This is a genomic window from Rhizobium sp. CCGE531 (assembly GCF_003627795.1).
GTDB lineage: Bacteria > Pseudomonadota > Alphaproteobacteria > Rhizobiales > Rhizobiaceae > Rhizobium.
Map to the genome: position 1 here is coordinate 182,847 of NZ_CP032685.1, position 19,039 is coordinate 201,885.

A 19,039-nucleotide genomic window follows, 5' to 3' on the forward strand; every position below is an offset into this window, starting at 1 on the left:
GGTTTGCGCCGACGCCTTCGCCCTCGAACGCAATACCGAATTGGAGAGACAAAGGAGATCCATGAGTCTAACCATCATCCCCGATATTCTCGTTGTAGATGATGATCGGAAGGTTCGCTCTCTCCTCAGCCAATATCTTGGCGAGCAAGGCTTTCACGTGAGAACGGCAAGCAATCTCCTGGGGTGCAATGAGGCTTTCGCTCTGCGACCTCCCGATCTTGTCGTCTCGGAGATCATGCTGCCCGACGGATCGGGTCTCGATTTCTGCCGCGAACTGCGAAACAGTCGCTCCCGCGTTCCGGTCATCTTGCTAACTGACCTGAAGGAGGACATCGATCGGATTCTCGGTCTTGAGATCGGCGCGGACGATTATCTTGGCAAGCCATTCAATCCGCGTGAGCTGGCAGCTCGCATCCGTGCCGTCCTGCGCCGAATGAGCTACAGGAAGTCACCAGAATCCGAGGCAAAACGTTTTACGTTCGCTGACATCGCACTTGATCCGCAGCTTTGCCGCGTGACAAGGAGTAACGGCGAGCTGATCTCACTGACTGGAGCCGAATTTGATCTGCTCAAGGCGTTTCTGGAACGTGCTGGCCGATTGCTGTCGCGCGATCAACTACTCGACCTGACGCAGAAGCGCGACCGCGACCCCGCGGATCGCTCAATCGATGTCCTCATCAGCCGGCTGCGTCGCAAGCTCGGTGAAACACCCGAGGAGCCGATATTCAGGACGATCCGTAACGGCGGCTATCAGCTTGTGGTCCCGGTGGCGACAGCTTGACGTCATTGCGTCGCATTCACAGCAGATCGGGAATTGTCTGAGGCTGACATCATTGTGGAACGCACCTGGCGAAGGCGGCATCTATCGCCAGGTGGATCGGCGCGCGACCAGATCATGGCCATCTGCCGTTACCGTCAGCTAATATAGGCAACTCATCGTTTATCACAAACGACCTTACTCGGTTTCTCGGGCCGGCCATCCCACCGTGGCGGCAAGTACGCTGCCTGGCCCATGTACGGCGGCAAAGAGCAGGCCAGCCACGAAAGTAAAGTGATCGACGAAGAAGCCGAATTCGGCCTGATTACCCGCCCAGTGAGACGGGCCGTGGAATGAGAATCCAAGGAAGATGACATAGAGGGCTGCAATGATCGCCGCAGGCGTGAAGAAGGCACCGGTGAGGAAGGCTATGACCAGCAGCGCCTCGAGAGCCGCTGCGCACCAGGCGAGAAACAGCGGTAACGGGAAGCCGGCGGCGGCGATGTAGCCAGCGGTCGCGCTCATGTCCATGAACTTGAATGAGACTGCCATCAGGAAGACGGCCGCGAAGATCAGACGGGCGATGAGAATGGCGGCGGTCTGCCAGGTCGATTGAGTATTTTCCACGATGTTCCTCCGGTTTGAAAGCGGTTGATGCTCCAAGGACGGCCAGCGGAAGGAAATTCCGACAGAGGTCGAAAACTTTTTTGGAGCCATCCATCGTTGGACGCGCCCCGCTTCATGAGCCGTCGGTAAACTCGTATGACACTGATATCTCAAACCCGTCGCGAGCGAAGTCCATCACAACACCGTCTCGAACAAGGGGACCAATGCCGCGCCGATTGCGCCGGGGGAATCGATCATCTCTGCTACGCTCAGCTTAGGCACGTCTCGCAACGCGCCGTGACGAGGCAGATTGTTGATCTCGGTCCGTTCGATCATCATCCTTGCCAGCCGATGCGGAAGTTCACCGCCAAGCACGATCAAGGCGGGGTCGAATACCGCACAGATCGCGTTGATGGCGCGATTATGCGCCGGCATCACGCGATCGACCCATTCGGCGACGTCATCCCAATTCAGCAGCTCTTCGCGTTTGAGATCCCGCAACGTCAGATCCGGGTATCCTTTGGCACGAAGATGTTCGAGCAAGACACCGAGCGCCGGGCGATCTCCGTAATCCTGGCGCTCGAAGAGAACCGAAAACTCACCGGCATTGCCGAAACTGCCGCGAAACGGCATGCCTGCGGAAACCAGACCGCCGCCATAACCATGAAGATGCGCGATATAGGCGAAATCCGGAGCATCGCGACCGACGCCGAAGATCGCCTCCGCCAAGGCCGCGGTCCTTGCAACATTGTCTGCCCAAACCGGCAAGCCAAGCCTGCTGCCGACGATCGGTGCCAGGTCGATCAATGACCAGTGAGCGAGCGGCAGCGGACAATTGAAGGCAGTTTCGAGCATGCGGTGCCCGGAGACTGCCAGGCCGACGCCGAGGATATCGCCGCGCTTGGCGTTCCGGCGGACAAGAAGCTCTTCGAGCGCGGCTTCGATCCGGTCCAATTCTGTCGGAAGCGAGGATCCCGCCTGCGGAATTTCCATGTTTTCCAGAGGCTCTCCGAAACCCATGAGACAAAGGCCGATCGAACCGACGTTCACCGAGATTCCGAGCGTCAAACACCAGTCTCTGCACAGCGTCAGTCCAGGGCTTGGCGGTCCGGGACGGTGGGTTTCCGACGCGGAAAAGACGATCATGCTTCGATCATGCAGTCGCCCGACAATTCGATGCAGGGACTGTTGAGTGAGGTCGAGCGGCTCGGTCAGGTCGGAGCGTTCAATTCCAGGAGACTTCCAGATCAGCCGCAACAGGTCTCGTTCGTTACGCGAAGCCACGCGTGGAGGTTGAAGGTCCCGCAAGAAATGGACGGCAACATGGTCTAGCGGATCATACTTCATTTTCTGATCATTTTAATTTACACTGCAGGTGTGAATCTTTTGAGGCTGCTTCGTTTTGTCAAGCTGAGGAACACGATCCCGATCGCCGGTCCTGCTTACTTCATCAGGATCGGCCAAGCCAGCGGAGATCGCGCCAATCCCTGCCTGACAAAAGAGGCGGCATCGGAGCGTTTGGTGGGGGCGTCACATCGGTGTTGCGGCAATCTCAGGCGAGACGCAGCACGCGGATGACGAGTACGCAAGGGAGTAAGAGCCAAGCTGCATGGTATCGTTGAGCTTCGACAATGTTGCGCGCTCTCATGACGGGTCACCTTATGATTTCGCGGCAACACATAAAGGCAGTGATTTCGGTTCGATGGTCGAGGCGTTTTCAGGAGCCTATGGCGTCTTTGGTGCCAAGCCATTGGGCAAGGATCGGGCTTTCACCTGGGCGGCGGATCTGAGAAGAAGCGGGCCTCTTACAGCGGTTCACTCGGCATATGAAAGGTCCTGGGAAGTCCGGACGCTCGATGAAACTCCGCAGCACCTTGGGCTTTACATGCCCCGCATGGGTTCGCTTCGACTGACCATTGGACGAAAGGTCGCCGAAGGTGGCGCGGGGCACATTCTCATCGCGAACAACCACGAGGCTCGCGATCGCTTGCTTCAGGGCGAGTCGAATAGCTTGGACGCTCTCTTGCTGGACTGGAAAATAGTCAAGAGAATGCTGGCTTCGCTCCTGGAAGCGCCGATCCTCGACCCGTTGGATCTGGAGCCCGTTCTCGATCTTTCAACACCATCCGGCCAGCTGATCGGCAACCTGGCACAGGCGATCATACAGGGCATGCGCAATGACGGGCCGCTCTTATCCTCTCCACTTGCCGTATCGATGATGAGCGAAACGCTTGCCGACCTCGTCATCAGGTTTGGGCAGCATCGTCTTTCCCATCATTTGGGCAAGGAGAAGGTGTCGATGGTTGCGCCGTGGCATGTGCGCCGTGCGATAGACTATATGCATGCCAATATCACCGAGCCTTTCACCATCTCGATGGTGGCCGACGATGTCGGGGTTTCGCTTCGTGCCTTGCAGATGGGGTTCAAGGCATTCAGGAAAACTTCGCCGGGTGCCTATCTACGCACAATCAGGCTGAAGGCTGCGCGCGATCAATTGCGAGATCCGTTGAATCAGCAATCCGTTCGCGAAGTTTGCGCGACGTGGGGTTTCTTTCATCCAGGCAGGTTCTCCATCATCTATCGCAGCATTTTCGGAGAAAGCCCAAGCGATACGCGCGCGAAAGCCGTTGGCCTGCGTTAGCAGCTATGCCAATCCGGGGACGTTATTCTTCTTTTTGGGCGAAACTCTAGGCGTCCGACAGGACTCTCGTGACTGCCGTAGCCGCATTGAGAGCCGTGACTGCATCGGCATCCTTCCGGCTCGGCTCCGGGCGACCAAAGAAATAGCCTTGGACTTCGCTGCATCCCTCGGTCAGAACGCATTCGAGATGCGCTTCCGTCTCCACACCCTCGGCGACGGTCGTGACGCCCAGCCGCTTGCCCAGATCGGCAATCGCCCGGACAACGGCTGCGGATTCCGGTCGCTTCACGGCATCTCTCACGAATGAACCATCGATCTTGATCTTGTCGAAAGGGAAGGCGCGCAGATGGGTAAGGGACGAGTAGCCGGTTCCAAAATCGTCCAGGGCCACGCGGACCCCGAGATCGCGGACGCGCCGCAGATCTCCAATGCCCCCGTGTTCGTCGTCGAAGATCGCGGTTTCAGTCACCTCAATTTCAAGCCGGTCGGGCGACAGCCCGGAAGACGCCAGGGCCGACAACACCGTGGAGGCGATCGTGCCCTTGCCGAGCTGCGCGGCCGATACGTTGACGGCTACGCGCGCGCCATCCTCCCATTGGACGGCGTCCAGACATGCGGTGTTCAAGACGAACTCGCCAAGCTGGTCGATCAATCCGTTCTGTTCGGCAACGGGAATGAACTCCGCGGGTGAGACCCAGCCCCTTTGAGGATGATGCCAGCGGATCAATGCTTCCCGTGCCGTGACCCTGTGGCTGCGGATATCGACGATCGGCTGATAGAAGACGAACAATCCCCGGCGGTCCCGCAAGGATGCCCGCAGCGTCGTTTGAAGCTGAATACTCTCCTGGATGCGATTTTCCATCTCTTCGGAAAACACCTTGTATGCGCTCTTGCCGGCGGCCTTTGCCGCGTAAAGGGCGATGTCGGCTCGCGCCAGCAAGGCTTCTCCCGTCTCCCCATGCATTGGCGCGTACACGATGCCAATCGATGCGCCGATTTGAACCTGGCTCACTTGGTCGAGGTCGAACGGCATGGAGAGCGCATCGATGATCCGGCCGGCCAGCCGCGCCACCGGCAAGGGTTCGGCATATGGAACAAGCACGGCAAATTCGTCGCCGCCGAGCCGTCCAATCGTCATGGCCGGCGCAGAACAAATGGCGCGCAGCCGATCAGCGACCGCTTTCAGCAGGGCATCGCCGATACGATGACCTTTGGTATCGTTGACCAGCTTGAAGCCGTCGAGGTCTATGAATAATAGCGAAGAACCATGGTCCGCCTCGGCGAGGCTCGCGTCAAATTGCGCATTGAATGTGGTGCGGTTTGCCAGCCCCGTCAGCGTGTCGTAATGCGCGAGCTGGCCTATGCGTCTCTCCGCCTCCACTTCCTTTGTGACGATCGCCCAGCTGAGCATCGGCCCCAGAAAGCTTCCGTCATCGGCGGTAATTGCCGAAATCCTGAGATCGAGCACTTCCGGCCCGAGCTTGATGCGGGCATTGTGCGGCAGATTTGCCGGATCCGCGAGAATGCGGCGTTGGTGCTCCGGATTCCTATGGAAAACATCGATCGAGGTGCCAAGCAGCTCGTCTGCCTTGATTGGCAGCAGATGCTCGATTTTGCGTATGAGGTCCTTGGAGGTCTCGTTGGCGTAATTGATGATCAGTGTTTCGGGCTCAACCGTCATCACGGCGACGGGCATGTCGTCGATCATCCGCAGCAAACGGCTTTGTGCCTCCTCGCGTCGATGCGCCTCCGTCTGCGTATTCACCATGCGCGCAAAGTCGCGATAGTTGATGTTGAGGATGACGAGCATGCCAATAGATACCAATGCGATGTTGATCGCGGTCGCAATGAAGGTTGGCTGTCCGGTTGCACAGAAGAAGATGATGAAGGCGCCATTGACGACTGCAGTCACAGTGATGGCTGCCGAGCGAAGATGCGTCAGGCAGAAGATGCAGGAGATCACCGTGATGGCCATGTAAAAGGCGAGGTGCGAACGCGTATATGCATCGCCATAGGGAAAGAGCAGGAATGACCAGGCTGTAAAGGTGAAAGCAATTGCGAAAGCAAGGCGATTGGTCCGCCTCAGAGCATGCAGCGCAGTCTCCGGAGCTGGATCCATGTGACGTGACCGCCACCAATGACGGATGCGGAATATGGAAGCCAATGTGAAGGAAAGAGGAGCTCCGATCGTCAGCCAAGATGGCGCGATCATCATATGCGTCGCGGCAACCGCCCAGGTGCTCGACATCAGGATGAAATACATCATCGGCATCTGGCGCGAGAGCGCGCGATATTGCGCTTTCAACAGCTCGGGATTGTCGGCCGGTACCGCCATAAATCGCCGGACGCTGTCGAATATCTGCAACACGGCGCCGCCCTTTCCATGCATTCCGAATTGTCTGTGTGCCATCTCGCCCACGCGTTGCGGGATGGTCATGAATGCAACAATTTACTGATTGATAGAGCCACACGGCCGCAGGCCGCCGCGAAGAACCACCCGAAGATAAGCGTCAGCCATCCCGGATTGAGCAGCGCCAGCGAATTGCCGAATTCCCGTGTTCCAGCTTTTAGGCAGTAAGAGACGGTAGCCAAACTCATCACGACCCAAGCGATCCATGACAGATTGAACATGAATCCGATTTTCTTTCGCTGTTCTTCCCGCCGCTGCAAAAGAACAAGGATGATTACAGGGATGCTTGCACCTATCAGGGTCAATGGCGTCCATGAGGGGGAGAACGCGTGCGGGAAGCAAGCCATCAATAGGGCCGCCGCTGCAACAGGCCCAAGAAATATGATGGCGGCACTCAAAGGCGGCGTAGACAGGCTGCTTGTCAAACCATTCAGTTTACCAACTTCCGATAGCAATACTTCCGTATTCTTATCTGCGCTCTTCAAGTGTTTCCCCGATGGCCGTAAATGCTTGCTGCTAGATGACCATCCCTTTCGATAGCTTTTAGAGTGGTTGTGAAATGTTAATGATCTGTTGGCGTTCCCCGAACTGACGGCGTCGCGACGTCACTCGGCCGGATTGTTGCGTTACTTGGATATCTGTTTCGCAAAATGCGGACCAACAACATTTGCCGCAAATTGTTGTTGCCGCGCCATTGCCTGAAGAGGAATTCCATCCGGCTCTTCGGATCGGCGAGAGGTGGATCGTCGGAAACCACGAGAGCAAGTTCGTTGTTTTTCTTAATCGATTAAGATCCGGACAAGGCAGCGCCCGCGCTCAATACCGATCCTCCGTCGGCGTTTGCGAAGCGCTCGATGCGGAAGTCTTGCAATGGGATGTCCGTTTTACCCTTGGCCATGATCTCGGCCATGACGTCGCCGACGCCGGGTCCGAGTTGGAAACCGTGGCCGGAAAAGCCGAATGCGTGGAAGAGCCCCGCTGTCGTCGATGACCGCCCCATCACCGGGAGACCGTCTTCGACATAGCCTTCGCAACCCGACCAGGTGCGTATCACGGCAACCTCTTTCAGCGCCGGCAAAATCGGCAGCAGCGAACGAAGCTGGCCGGGCAAGCGCGCCGGGTCTGCCTTGGCATATCCGGTATCGAGCGAAACCTTGGTGCGATCGGCGCCGCCACCGAAGACGATGTTGCCCCTTTCCACTTGCCGCAGATAACCGCCGCCGTGATCATGCGCCCAGACGCCGACGACCGGGAGAATACGATGGGGGAGAGGTTCGGTCACTCCCATTTGCGGACCTTTGGCCGCCATCGGGACTGTCTCTCCGAACAGGCCCGCGACGCGCGCGCCCCAGGCGCCCGTCGCGTTCAGCAGCATCGAGGCTTCATGCGGGCCTTTCGACGTCTCGACCCGAAATCCATAGTCACTTTTTCTGATGGCCCCGATCGCGGCATTTTCGACGATATCGGCCCCCAATTTCCGGGCGGCGTCCGCGAAGGCCGGTGCAATAAGACGCGGGTTGCCGCTTCCATCATTCGGGGAAAAGGATGCCGCTATCGCATCGGGGCCAAGGCCGGGAAAGCGCGACCGCACGTCCTTCGCGCTCAACTCTTCCAGTTCCAGTCCCCAAGGTCGGGCGTCCTTGATGAAGGATCGCATCGCCGCAAGTCCATCCTCGCTGAATACCAGCCTCAGGTGACCGGTTGCGCGGAATTCCACGTCGCGTCCGAGCATGGCTTCGGCCTGTTCCCATAGGGCGAGCGAGCGGTGGGCAAGCGGCAATTGCGGAATATACCGGCCGCTTCGCCTGATGTTGCCGAATGACGCCACGGTCGCGCCGCTCCCGATCCGGTTGCGTTCGATGAGCGTCACGCGGATGCCGCGCCGGGCGAGAAAAAAGGCAGAGGCGGCTCCCATGAGCCCGCCGCCCAGCACGATAGCATCCATTGAGGATCTCCAGAGGCTGAAAACAATCTCCACCTTGTCCGAGCCGGCTTGCCGCTGTCAAAGTCGGGATCACGCTGCGCCCATAAGTCCAGCCTATGGGTTTGCCCTTCGTCAGGGCATAAGTCCGGCTTATGACCTTTGGCATTTTCGCTCTTGGACCTTGCCGATCCGTCCATGCCAGTTTCATGACAGGCAACGGAAAGGAACGGACATGGCGGACGCGGCAGGGCAGGCTCGAGGGGCTTCGCAGCAGGATTGGAAGATCGGTGTCGACATCGGCGGCACCTTCATCGATTTCTGCGCGCTGGAAAGCCGCTCCGGTCGCGTCGCTTCGCTCAAGGTGCTGACGACGCCCGATGATCCCGGTGCCGAATTGATGACCGGGCTTTCCTTGCTTGCCGAGCGCGAGGGATTGGCGCCGGAGGCCATCAGCCGCTTCGTTCACGGCACCACGGTCGGTATCAACACCGTTATCCAGAGGCGCGGTGTGTCGCTCGCGCTCATGACGAATGCCGGTTTCGAGGATGTCATCGAACTGGCCCGGCTGAGAATGCCTGACGTCTATTCTCTGTTCTGCTCGCGGCCGGAACAGCTCATCGCACGCGACATGATCTTCGGTATCCCCGCGCGGTTGCGGGCCGACGGCAGCGAAGCGCAGGCACCGGACATGAAGGCGGTTGCCGCGGCCGTAGCAGCCGCAAGGGCCAAGGGCGCGGCGGGCGTCATCATATCCTTCCTGCACTCCTGGCGCGACGATGCCCAGGAAACCGCGGTCAAGAACGAAATCGAGAAGCTCGCGCCCGATCTCTTCGTCTTCACCTCCTCGGAAGTGTGGCCGGTCATTCGTGAATACGAGCGGACAACGACGGCGATCCTCAACGGCTACGTCCATCCGAGGGTTTCGGGTTATCTGACGGCCCTCGAAGACAAGCTCGCATCGCGGGGAGTGAGGGCGCCGGCTCTGCTGACGAAATCGAACGGCGGCGTGATGAACGCGGCCGAAGGAAAGCGTTCCTGCGTCCAGATGCTGCTGTCCGGAACGGCCTCGGGCGTGATCGGCGCCGCCTGGCTGGCGCGCCGCGCCGGTGAGAAACATATCCTCACCCTCGACATCGGCGGCACCTCGGCGGATTTCGCGTTGATCATCGATGGCGAGCCGCAATTCGGGACAGGCGAGCTGATCGGCGAGTTTCCGCTTCACATTCCCTCGGTCTCGGTCAGCTCCATCGGCATCGGCGGTGGCTCCATTGCCAGCATCGACGCTCGGGGCGTCCTGCGGGTGGGGCCGGAATCGGCCGGATCGACACCCGGTCCTGCCTGTTATGGCCGGGGCGGCACGCAAGCGACCGTGACCGATGCCATGGCCGTCTGCGGCTGGCTGGGACACAGCGAGATGGCCTATGGTCAGCTGCGCATCGATGTCGGGCTGGCGCGCGCAGCCGTCGCAAAACTTGCCGAGCGTATCGGACGCTCGGTTGAAGAGGTCTCCCAGGCCATTCTCGACATCGCGATCTCCGAGATGTTTGTCGAGGTGGAAAAGCTGGCATCGCGGGCGGGGGTCGACTTGCGGGAGTTTACCCTCATGCCGTTCGGCGGCGGCGGCCCCATGCTGGGCGCGTTCCTCGCTCGCGAATTCCGCATGGCGAAGGTCATCGGGCCGCCGCGTCCGGGTGTGGTATCGGCTCTCGGCGGCCTGGTCGCGGATCTGCGCGGCGACTTCATCAGAACGGTTTTCACGTATCTGTCACCGGAGGCCGTACCGTTGCTGCGCGCTTCTTCCGAGGCGCTGTCCGGCGAAGGGCGGAGCTGGCTTATCAAGCAGGGCCATGAAGGTTCCGCCGAATTGCGGATTTCCGCCGATATGCGCTATGTCGGCCAGAGCTTTGAAATCGAGGTTCCGTTGCAGGCGGCCTGGGTGGCGGAAGGCAATCTCGCCGCGATGGAAGAGGCGTTCCATGGCATGCATGCCCGCCTTTATGATTTTGCCGACCAGGACGGCAAGATCGAAATCGTCAATCTCCGTCTGTCTGCAATCGGTGCGGGACCGGCGCTGCAAACGACCGTCGACCTCGAAGAGAGTGCCGGCATAGCCGAGCCGGAGCGCGAAATACCGGTCTATACCGGGAAGGCGTTCGAATGGATCGGACTATACCGGCGGGACCAATTGCATCCAGGCGGGCGCTTCAGCGGCCCTGCCGTCGTAGCCCAGGACGATACGACCTTCGCCATTCCGGCCGGTACCCAGGTGACGATCGATCGTCACCTGAACCTTCATCTCACATTTTCGGAGTAGCGGCCCATGTTCGACCATTCGAATCTTCAAGTGTTTGCCAACCACACCCGGGCTGCCGCCGAAAACATGGCCTACACGCTGCAGCGGACGGCCCATTCGGCCTTCGTCAAGGAGACGGAGGATTTCACCGTCATGCTGATCAATCGCAAGGGGGAAACCTTCGGCGTCCCGATGGGCCTCGGCGCAACATGGTATCCCGGGCTTACCTATACCCGGGCCATCGAAATGATCGGAGATTACAAGCCGGGCGACGTCGCCTTTACCAATGATCCCTATTCCTGCTTCGTGGCCACGCATGCACCGGACACGCACCTCTGGAAGCCTGTTTTTTATGACGGCGAGATCATCGCCTGGACCGGCGGGCATATCCACAATACCGACATGGGCGGCGCCGTGCCTGCCTCCCTGTCGCGGGCGCTGACGGAGATCCATCAGGAAGGCATACGCTTTCCGCCGATGAAGCTGGTCAATGAAGGCGTCTTCGACGAAGACATCCTGAAAATCATGACCACCAATGTGCGCAAACCCGATCTCAACATCGGCGATATCAAGGCGCTGGTCGGCGCGCTGAACACCGGCGAGCGCAAGATCCTGGCCATGGTCGAGAAATTCGGCAAGCAGGCATTTCTTAAAGGCGCCGAAGTGCTTCTGGATCATGCCGAAGCGCAGGCTCGTGATCTCCTGCGGGCGATGCCGGATGGCACGTGGGAATTCGTCGACTACGCGGACGAGGATTCTGTCGAAGCCAATCCATGCCGGCTGAAGCTGACGCTGACGATCAAGGGCGACGAGGCGATCCTCGATTTTACCGGATCCGATCCGCAGCTCGGCTCGTCGCTCAATGTCCCCTCGGGTGGCGATCCGCGCCATACCATGCTGCTGGTCGGCGTCTATTACATTCTCTATACGCTGAACCCGAAGATCCTTCTCAACACCGGTTTGACCCGCCCCTTCACCTGCATTGCACCGCAGGGGAGCGTCCTCAATCCGGTATCACCGGCGGCTGTCGGCATGCGCTCGCTCACCTGCGCGCGCTTGCGATCCGTGATCTTCGGCGCCTTCTGCCAGGCGGTCCCCGAATTGTTGCCTGCCGCACCGGCCGGCAACAATTGCATCGTCAACGTCATGACCACGGACGAACGGACCGGCCGCAGCGTGATCGCCGCCGTCAATCCGGTGGTCGGTGGCGGCGGCGGGATGCCGCATCGCGACGGGACCAACGGTTCGGGTGCCGACGCCGCCTATCTGAAGAATACGCCGATCGAAATCACGGAAACCGAAGTGCCGATCGAGTTCGTCAAATACGGGCTTGCCAGGGACAGCGGCGGTGCCGGCCGCTGGCGCGGGGGGCTGGCGACTGAAATGGCGTTCCGCGTTTTCGCGCCCGGGAGCCGTATCACGGCCCGCAACCGCGACCGCAGTTTCTTCCGGCCCTGGGGGCTGCTCGGCGGCAAGGCGGCGGGGCTCTCCGACATGGTATTGAACCCCGGACGTGATGATTATCGCCGGCTCGGCAATATCGATACCGCCGTCCTACAGCCCGGAGATGTGCTTGAGATTCGCTCAGCCGGGGGCGGCGGTCGCGGAAACCCCTTGGAGCGCGAGGTCTGGCGCGTGCTGCAGGATGTGGAGCGTGGCTATGTTTCCCTTGCCGCTGCCGAGCGCGACTATGGCGTGGTCATCCGGGACGGCAATGTGGATGAAGCCGAAACGTCCCGTCTCAGGGCATCGCGTGCCGTTCCAACGGCCCACTTCCATTACGGCGAGGAGCGAGACGGTTACGAGGCGCAGTGGACATCAGCTGCTTACAACCTGCTCACGGATATTCTGGCCAGCCTTCCGATCCACTGGCGGTTCTTCACCAAGACGGAGATTTTCCGTCGAATGAAGGGACGTGCCGGGCATGAGGGCGTCGCCGCTGCTTTTGCCGATGTTCGCGCACGGTTCCCGGAAATGCCCGAGGTTCGTCTTCAGATCAAAGAGGCAGCCGAATGAGCAAAGGCCCGCGTCCGGCTGGAGAAGCGGGGCGCATCGTCCGTCTCGCTGAGCAAGGCCGGCCACCCGTTCGCTTCCTGCTCGACGGCATCGAACGCGAAGCCATGGCCGGCGACACGGTGCTGACGGCCATGCTGACATTCTCACAGGTTCTTCGGCAATCCGAATTCGGGCCGGAAGGGCGGGCGGGTTTCTGCCTGATGGGCGCCTGCCAGGATTGCTGGGTCTGGCAACAGGATGGAACCCGCCTGCGCGCCTGTTCGACCCTCGTCGGCAACGGCATGTCCCTGATGACCCAGGCGCCGGGAGATTGGCCATGACAATGGCGGCTGATCGCAAGGCAATAGTGATCGTCGGTGCCGGTCCGGCGGGCATTCGCGCCGCCGAGCTTCTGGTGACCGCTGACATCCGACCCGTCGTCATCGATGAGGGGATGAAGGCGGGCGGCCAGATATATCGCCGACCCCCGGAAGGCTTTATGCGTTCGGCCGAGCAGCTCTATGGATCGGAGGCCGGCAAAGCCCTTGCTCTTCATTCGCTCTTCGATCGCATGGTGGCGCGCGGGGAGGTCGAATACCATCCTCAAAGCTCAGTGATGGCGCTCGCCGCCAATGTGCTGCAGGTGCTCACACCAGCCGGCCGCCGGGAGTTCGCCTATGACCGGCTGATACTCGCAACCGGCGCGACCGACCGGCTGGCGCCGGTGCCCGGCTGGCAGGCGCCCGGCGTCTACAGTCTCGGTGCCGCGCAGATCGCGCTGAAGGCGCAAGGCGTCGCCTTGGGGCGAAGGATCGTTCTGGCAGGCTCCGGGCCGCTGCTGACCCTCGTTGCGATCCAGCTTCTGAAGGCTGGAGCGAATGTTGCGGCCGTTCTCGATACATCCACAGTTCGAAACCAGATCCTGGCCTTTCCGGGCATGATGGCAAGGCCGGCCCTGGTTCTGCGGGGCCTGGCAATGCGGATGAAACTCCGCCGCTTATATCGCGCGGGCGTGACGCTGACCGATATCGTCAGCGGCGAAAGCGGTCCGGTGGCCGTTCGTTGGCGGGACGCGGGTGGGCGCGACCATCACACCGAATGCGATATGGTCGGGATTGGCTGGCACCTGAGGGCCGAAACGCAGCTTGCCGGCCTGGCTCGATGCAAGTTCGACTACGATCCGGGCTGGGCTCAATGGCTGCCGCAGGCGGATCGGATGGGCCGGTCCGCGGATGGTGTCTATCTTGCCGGCGACGGCCTGCGGATCCTTGGCGCCGATGGTGCGGAAGTTGCCGGACGGCTTGCCGCGAGCGCCTGCCTTGCCGATATGGGATTGCCTTTTCCAGATCCTGCGCGGGATCTCCGGCGGCTCGCCCGCTACGAACGCTTTGCTCGCGCCATTGCCCGCGCCTTTCCCTGGCCTGCCGGCATGGTGCGGTCCATTCCCGATGAAACGATGGTCTGCCGCTGCGAAGGGATCAGCGCCGGCGATCTGCGTGAGAGCGTTGACTATGCTGGAGGTGAAGCAAACAGGGTGAAGTCAATAGTGCGGGTGGGTATGGGACGATGCCAGGGGCGGTTTTGTCAGCTCGCCGGCGCCGAACTGATTGCGGAGCGCGCGCAAGTCCCGGTTTGCGATGTCGGTCGTCTGCGCGAGCAGGCGCCTGTTCGTCCGCTGCCGATCGGATGCTGGATAAACAAGACGTGAATAGCTTCACTTCGACTGTGCCGAAGAGATATTACTCCCGCGCGGCTTCGCCATCCTTTAAAACGCCGGCACAAGCCTGGCGCAGATAGTCGCGCATGGTGAGGTGATTGCCCGTCAAGGGACGGTCCCGGCTGGTCAGCAGGGCGATCGGAACGGTCTTTCGTGGCAGCAGCGGCCGGCGCACGAGGCCGGGAAACTGCTCCCACGGCAGGAGACCATCCACGATCGCGACACCGAAACCGTTGCGGACAAAGGGCAGGGCGGTAATGGAAATGTCGATCTCGATCGCGGGATTGAACGATTGATTTTCCGTCGCTGCGGCATTGGCAAGCAGCTGGCCGGGGAAAGTGTCGGCGCGGTAGGAAATCAGGGTCTCGTCCTGAAGATCGGCGAAGGCGATACTGTCGCGCGCGGCAAGATGGTGTCCCTCCGGCACGATGCAGATGAGTTCGGCATATCCGAGCGTTTCGACATCGATGCCGGGCCGTGCGATATTGTTCATGACGATGCCGAGTGGGGCGTCGCCATTGCGGATCATGTCGACGACGTTGATCAGCGGCGCGATCAGCGAGCGGACGACGATATCCGGATGGGTAGTCCTGAAGGCGAGAAGCGCCTTCGGTACGATCGACATGGCGGGCGGCGTCGTAGCAGCGACCCTGATCAACCCAGTCCGCCCGTAGCGCATGTCGGTCGTTCGGCGCCGAAGCGCTCCGAGCTCGGAAAAGATGCGCTCGGCTTCCGGATATAGTTCTTCGGCTTCCCGTGTCGGGACCAGCTTGCCACGCACGCGGTTGAAGAGTTTGAATCCCAGCTGGTCTTCGGCGTGCAGCAGGATCTGGCTCAGCGCCGGCTGCGTGATGTTGAGCATGGCGGCAGCGCCGGTCACCGTCCCGGATCGCATGAGCATGCAGAAGACTTCGAGCTGACGGGCCTGCATCAGGAAATTCCGTATTGTCTGGTTCGGTTGTCGGCGGAGTCTAGCACGGGCAGGCCATTTCAGAAGTCCGCCACCTTGCCCCATGCGGATTGCAGGAAGCGGTCGGGATGATAGGGTTTGGGGTCGACTATCGGTGCGGCACCGGTGACGATATCGGCGATCAGGTGGCCGGCTCCCGGTCCGATCCCGAAGCCATGACCACTGAAACCGGCCGCCAGCACGAAGCCTGGTATAGTTGCGACCTCGCCTATGCCGGGCACGCCGTCCGGCGTCGAATCGATGTAGCCGGCCCAGCTTGCGGTGATGCGGCGGTTTGCGATCGCAGGCAGCAATTCGCGTGCACGGTCATAGGTCAGCCGGATCGTTCCCCTGTCGACCGCCGGATCGAGGATGCGCATCCGCTCCATCGGCGTCGGCCGGTCCAGGCGCCAGCGCGACAGGTTTTCGTGGCCGCTGCGAAAGCCCTCGAAGCCGCCCAGGGAAAGCGCGCGCCAGCGGCGAAGGAACATCGGCAGAAACTGCGCCCCGAACCGCATGTTCTGGGGTGTCGGATCGACGCGGCCGCGTCCGCTGATCGCGAGCGTATGGCCGCCGTCGCCTCTGCGCGTGATCGAAACATAGGCGGTATGAAGAGCGTCCGGAAGTTCGCCGTCGCCGGCGCTGACGGAAAGGATCGATGAGCGGATCGACGCCTGCGGGAAGCGGACGCCGAGCTGGCGGCAGAAGGACGAAGCCCAGGCGCCGCCTGACAGGATGGCAATCCGGGTCCTGATCGTGCCTTGCTCGGTCACGACGGCGGAGAGCTTTCCGCCTTCGGTTTCTATGCCGCGCGCAGCGCAGTTCTGGCGCAGGCAGCCCCCCAATTTCATCAGGGCGCGCGCGACCGCCGGGGCGGCGTTGGCCGGATCGGCGATGCCATCCGTCGGGGAAAAGACGCCGCCCTTCCAGCTGCGGCCGGTCGCCTTGCCGCGTTCGCTGGCCTGAGCGCTGTCGAGCATATGCGTGGTCACGCCGACGCCGCGGGCAAAGTCGCGCCAGCGGGCCCAGCCGGCAAGCTCTTCCTCGCTATTGCTCAGATAGAAGAGGCCGCAGCGGCGAAAGCCGGTGTCTTCTCCTGTTTCCGCGGCGAATTGGTCCCAGAGCTCGAGGCTTTTCGTCGCCATAGGCAGTTCGCGGGCGTCGCGGTTCTGCTGCCTGCACCAGCCCCAATTGCGGCTGGACTGCTCGGCGCCGACGCGGCCCTTCTCGAGGAGGACGACCGAGAGGCCCCGCTTTGCCAAATAATAGGCCGTAAAAACGCCGACAATCCCGGCCCCGATGACGACGACATCGGCGGAGGAGGGCAATTCGGGAGAGTTTTCGACAAGGGTGAGCGGTGCGGGCATGGATGCGGGTCTCCTATCGAGCCGAAAGCATAGCGAAACGATCGGACATGAAGCTGCCGCACAACCGCGCCATGCGGCATAAGATTCCGCTCATGGCGAACCAAGCGGCTTATTGTGCCGGGTCGATTCATGCAGAATGAAATAGACAAGATAGGCCATGGTGTTATGCTCGATCTTGGAAAATTCGCAGCATAAAATGCTGCCTCATGTGGGAAAGATTTGCCGATGAAGCTCGACCGTATCGACATCAAGATCCTGTACGAACTTCAGAAGAACGGCCGCATCACCAATGTCGAATTGGCGGAACTGGTCAACCTGTCGCCGAGCCCTTGCCTGATGCGGGTCAAGAAACTGCAGCAGGAAGGCTATATCGAGGGATATTCGGCCCAGATCAATATCGGCAAACTGGGCCAGACACTGACCGTCTTTACGGAGGTCACGCTCAAGAACCACCGCCAGATCGACTTCGCGCGTTTCCTCTCGGCGGTGGAGAAGGTCGATCAGGTCGTCGAATGCCACCTCGTCTCAGGTGGCTACGATTACATGCTGAAGTTCGTGACGGCCGGTATCGGAGAATACCAGACGATCATGGAGCGCCTGACCGACATGGATATCGGCATCGACAAGTATTTCAGCTTCGTGGTGCTCAAGTCGCCGATCGTGAAAGCCCACATGCCGTTGACCAGCCTGTTTCCCATGTAGCGGGCGGCAGTGGGATTTCCGGCTAGCCATGGCCATATTCACGCTTGAGTTCCGGATCCTGGACAAGATTGTCCAGCCAGGTCGGATCAAGTTTCGGAACGGACCCGAACAGCAGCTGCGAATAGGGGTGGCGGGGCGCATTTGCGGCTTCGCGCGTGATTTGTTCAACTTTTCTGCCGCCATACATCACGACGATCTCGTCGCAGATCGCCTCGACAACCGACAGGTCGTGGCTGATGAAGATATAGGACAAATGCAGTTCACGCTGCAGTTCCTTGAGCAGGTCGATGATCGCTGCCGCAACGACGGTATCGAGGGCGGATGTGATTTCATCGCAAATGATCAGGCGCGGCTCTGCGGCAAGCGCGCGGGCGAAATTCACGCGCTGCTTCTGTCCACCTGACAGTTCCGACGGATAGCGATAGCGAAGCGCGCGCGGCAGTCGCACCATGTCGAGCAATTGGTCGACCCTGGCCTCTCGAGCCTTGCGGTCCATCCCATGATAGAAGGCCAAGGGCCGTTCGAGAATATCGGCGATCGATTTTGCCGGATTGAGCGCCGTGTCGGCATATTGAAAGACGATCTGCATCTCCCGCAACTGATCGCGCGTGCGCAATTTCGCGGCCCGGTTCATCTCGCTGCCGTTGAAGCCGATGGTGCCTGATATGGCGGGCAGTATGCCGGCGATCGCACGCGCCAGCGTCGACTTTCCGCATCCGGATTCGCCGATGATGCCGAGATTTCTGCCCTTCTCCACCGCAAGGCTCACGGATTGAACCGCGCAGACCGCCGGCAGGCCGCTGGGCTGAATATCGCCATAGCCCGCAATCAGGCCGTCGATCTTCAGCACAGGTGCAATCGAGCTGCCCACGCTGCTGCTACGCAAGGCCTGTTTCGGCTCGAAGGCCGCCAGCAGCTCGCGCGTGTAGGGATGGCTTGGCCGTGTGAGGATCGTTTCCGTCTTCGCCAGTTCCTGGATTTCGCCGCCCTTGAGCACGGCGATGCGATCGGCGATCTGGGCGACGACCGCCAGATCGTGTGAAACATAGACGCCGGCGATATTGCCGGCACGGATGACGGATTTGAATGCTTTCAGCACGTCGATCTGCGTCGTTACGTCGAGTGCGGTGGTCGGTTCGTCGAAAATGACCAGCTTGGGTTCGCCGATCAAAGCCATGGCCGCCGCCAGCCGCTGCAACTGGCCGCCGGAGACCTGATGCGGATATCGCTCACCGATCGTTTCGGGATTTGGCAAGGAAAGAGCCCGGAAGAGCTCGATGGCGCGCCGGCGCGCTTGTTCGGGGGGTATCAGCCGGTGAATGCGGGTGACCTCGATCACCTGCTCCATGATCTTCGTGGCCGGATTGAAGGCGGCCGCCGCGCTTTGCGGAATATAGGCGACCGTGGTGCCGCGGACCTTCGAGCGTTCGCTTTCGGAAAGGGCGGCCATGTCCTGTCCATCGACCTGGATCGTGCCGCCGGAGATGCGACAGCCCTCCCGCGCATGCCCCATGAGCGTCAGCGCGATCGTCGTCTTGCCCGAGCCGCTTTCGCCGATGAGCGCGACAATTTCGCCCTTGGCGATATCGAAGCTGACGCCCTTGATGATCTCGACGATGCGACCGGAGTCGGTCGTCGCCTCGACCTTCAGATTGTTGATTTCAACAAGATTGGTCAT

At 60.6% G+C, this 19,039-nt stretch carries 15 protein-coding genes; 7 read left to right on the forward strand and 8 right to left on the reverse strand.

Annotation, left to right across the window (positions count from 1 at the left end; translation table 11 throughout):
• Window positions 1–61 precede the first annotated feature (61 nt).
• Window positions 62–781, forward strand: a complete 720-nt coding sequence (locus tag CCGE531_RS20395) for a response regulator transcription factor (RefSeq protein WP_120669232.1) — start codon at window positions 62–64, stop codon at window positions 779–781.
• Window positions 782–955: 174 nt separating this feature from the next.
• Here CCGE531_RS20395 and CCGE531_RS20400 read toward each other — a convergent pair whose 3' ends face one another.
• Window positions 956–1,384, reverse strand: a complete 429-nt coding sequence (locus tag CCGE531_RS20400; protein WP_205586510.1) for a DoxX family protein — start codon at window positions 1,382–1,384, stop codon at window positions 956–958.
• Window positions 1,385–1,558: 174 nt separating this feature from the next.
• Window positions 1,559–2,710 (reverse strand): ROK family transcriptional regulator, encoded by a 1,152-nt coding sequence (locus CCGE531_RS20405; RefSeq protein WP_120667279.1) that lies wholly within the window; start codon window positions 2,708–2,710, stop codon window positions 1,559–1,561.
• Between the two features lie 262 nt (window positions 2,711–2,972).
• Here CCGE531_RS20405 and CCGE531_RS20410 point away from each other — a divergent pair, with 262 nt between their 5' ends.
• On the forward strand, window positions 2,973–4,004 hold the full coding sequence (locus CCGE531_RS20410) for a helix-turn-helix domain-containing protein (RefSeq protein WP_120667281.1): 1,032 nt from the start codon (window positions 2,973–2,975) through the stop codon (window positions 4,002–4,004).
• Between the two features lie 46 nt (window positions 4,005–4,050).
• Here CCGE531_RS20410 and CCGE531_RS20415 read toward each other — a convergent pair whose 3' ends face one another.
• The 3 genes from CCGE531_RS20415 to CCGE531_RS20425 form a co-directional block, all read right to left on the reverse strand.
• Window positions 4,051–6,393 (reverse strand): EAL domain-containing protein, encoded by a 2,343-nt coding sequence (locus CCGE531_RS20415; protein ID WP_245459402.1) that lies wholly within the window; start codon window positions 6,391–6,393, stop codon window positions 4,051–4,053.
• Window positions 6,394–6,437: 44 nt separating this feature from the next.
• A complete protein-coding gene (locus CCGE531_RS20420; protein WP_120667283.1) occupies window positions 6,438–6,899 on the reverse strand; it encodes a hypothetical protein in 462 nt (153 codons plus the stop codon).
• 302 nt (window positions 6,900–7,201) lie between these two features.
• Window positions 7,202–8,359 carry an FAD-binding oxidoreductase gene (locus CCGE531_RS20425; protein WP_120667284.1) on the reverse strand — a complete coding sequence of 386 codons (1,158 nt, stop codon included), beginning with the start codon at window positions 8,357–8,359 and terminating at the stop codon, window positions 7,202–7,204.
• Between the two features lie 211 nt (window positions 8,360–8,570).
• On the opposite strand from CCGE531_RS20425, the gene CCGE531_RS20430 reads away from it, so the two are divergent.
• The 4 genes from CCGE531_RS20430 to CCGE531_RS20445 are packed head-to-tail and all read left to right on the forward strand — an operon-like array spanning window position 8,571 to window position 14,334.
• Window positions 8,571–10,652, forward strand: a complete 2,082-nt coding sequence (locus CCGE531_RS20430) for a hydantoinase/oxoprolinase family protein (RefSeq protein ID WP_120667286.1) — start codon at window positions 8,571–8,573, stop codon at window positions 10,650–10,652.
• Window positions 10,653–10,658: 6 nt separating this feature from the next.
• On the forward strand, window positions 10,659–12,647 hold the full coding sequence (locus tag CCGE531_RS20435; protein WP_120667288.1) for a hydantoinase B/oxoprolinase family protein: 1,989 nt from the start codon (window positions 10,659–10,661) through the stop codon (window positions 12,645–12,647).
• Window positions 12,644–12,967: a (2Fe-2S)-binding protein gene (locus CCGE531_RS20440; protein WP_120667290.1), complete on the forward strand. Its 324-nt coding sequence runs from the start codon at window positions 12,644–12,646 to the stop codon at window positions 12,965–12,967. The genes CCGE531_RS20435 and CCGE531_RS20440 overlap by 4 nt, the downstream gene beginning before the upstream one ends.
• The gene (locus tag CCGE531_RS20445) at window positions 12,964–14,334 is read left to right on the forward strand and encodes an FAD/NAD(P)-binding oxidoreductase (RefSeq protein ID WP_120667292.1); all 1,371 of its coding nucleotides are present in this window, start codon (window positions 12,964–12,966) and stop codon (window positions 14,332–14,334) included. The genes CCGE531_RS20440 and CCGE531_RS20445 overlap by 4 nt, the downstream gene beginning before the upstream one ends.
• 31 nt (window positions 14,335–14,365) lie before the next feature.
• On the opposite strand, the gene CCGE531_RS20450 is transcribed toward CCGE531_RS20445, so the two are convergent.
• Together CCGE531_RS20450 and CCGE531_RS20455 are read right to left on the reverse strand one after the other, a co-directional pair.
• A complete protein-coding gene (locus CCGE531_RS20450; protein WP_120667294.1) occupies window positions 14,366–15,274 on the reverse strand; it encodes a LysR family transcriptional regulator in 909 nt (302 codons plus the stop codon).
• Between the two features lie 59 nt (window positions 15,275–15,333).
• Window positions 15,334–16,659: an FAD-binding oxidoreductase gene (locus CCGE531_RS20455; RefSeq protein WP_120667296.1), complete on the reverse strand. Its 1,326-nt coding sequence runs from the start codon at window positions 16,657–16,659 to the stop codon at window positions 15,334–15,336.
• Window positions 16,660–16,884: 225 nt separating this feature from the next.
• Between CCGE531_RS20455 and CCGE531_RS20460 the strand changes: the two genes are divergently transcribed.
• On the forward strand, window positions 16,885–17,361 hold the full coding sequence (locus CCGE531_RS20460; RefSeq protein WP_007536030.1) for an Lrp/AsnC family transcriptional regulator: 477 nt from the start codon (window positions 16,885–16,887) through the stop codon (window positions 17,359–17,361).
• A gap of 22 nt (window positions 17,362–17,383) precedes the next feature.
• On the opposite strand, the gene CCGE531_RS20465 is transcribed toward CCGE531_RS20460, so the two are convergent.
• Entirely contained in the window at window positions 17,384–19,039 is a 1,656-nt protein-coding gene (locus CCGE531_RS20465; protein ID WP_120669236.1) for an ABC transporter ATP-binding protein, read from the reverse strand.

Bases quoted from the DNA above. Each gene is read 5' to 3' on its own strand.
- CCGE531_RS20395 (WP_120669232.1), top strand. From the start codon at position 62: ATGAGTCTAACCATCATCCCCGATATTCTCGTTGTAGATGATGATCGG.
- CCGE531_RS20405 (WP_120667279.1), bottom strand. From the start codon at position 2,710: ATGAAGTATGATCCGCTAGACCATGTTGCCGTCCATTTCTTGCGGGAC.
- CCGE531_RS20410 (WP_120667281.1), top strand. From the start codon at position 2,973: ATGGTATCGTTGAGCTTCGACAATGTTGCGCGCTCTCATGACGGGTCA.
- CCGE531_RS20415 (WP_245459402.1), bottom strand. From the start codon at position 6,393: ATGCATGGAAAGGGCGGCGCCGTGTTGCAGATATTCGACAGCGTCCGG.
- CCGE531_RS20425 (WP_120667284.1), bottom strand. From the start codon at position 8,359: ATGGATGCTATCGTGCTGGGCGGCGGGCTCATGGGAGCCGCCTCTGCC.
- CCGE531_RS20430 (WP_120667286.1), top strand. From the start codon at position 8,571: ATGGCGGACGCGGCAGGGCAGGCTCGAGGGGCTTCGCAGCAGGATTGG.
- CCGE531_RS20435 (WP_120667288.1), top strand. From the start codon at position 10,659: ATGTTCGACCATTCGAATCTTCAAGTGTTTGCCAACCACACCCGGGCT.
- CCGE531_RS20440 (WP_120667290.1), top strand. From the start codon at position 12,644: ATGAGCAAAGGCCCGCGTCCGGCTGGAGAAGCGGGGCGCATCGTCCGT.
- CCGE531_RS20445 (WP_120667292.1), top strand. From the start codon at position 12,964: ATGACAATGGCGGCTGATCGCAAGGCAATAGTGATCGTCGGTGCCGGT.
- CCGE531_RS20450 (WP_120667294.1), bottom strand. From the start codon at position 15,274: ATGCAGGCCCGTCAGCTCGAAGTCTTCTGCATGCTCATGCGATCCGGG.
- CCGE531_RS20455 (WP_120667296.1), bottom strand. From the start codon at position 16,659: ATGCCCGCACCGCTCACCCTTGTCGAAAACTCTCCCGAATTGCCCTCC.
- CCGE531_RS20460 (WP_007536030.1), top strand. From the start codon at position 16,885: ATGAAGCTCGACCGTATCGACATCAAGATCCTGTACGAACTTCAGAAG.
- CCGE531_RS20465 (WP_120669236.1), bottom strand. From the start codon at position 19,039: ATGACCAATCTTGTTGAAATCAACAATCTGAAGGTCGAGGCGACGACC.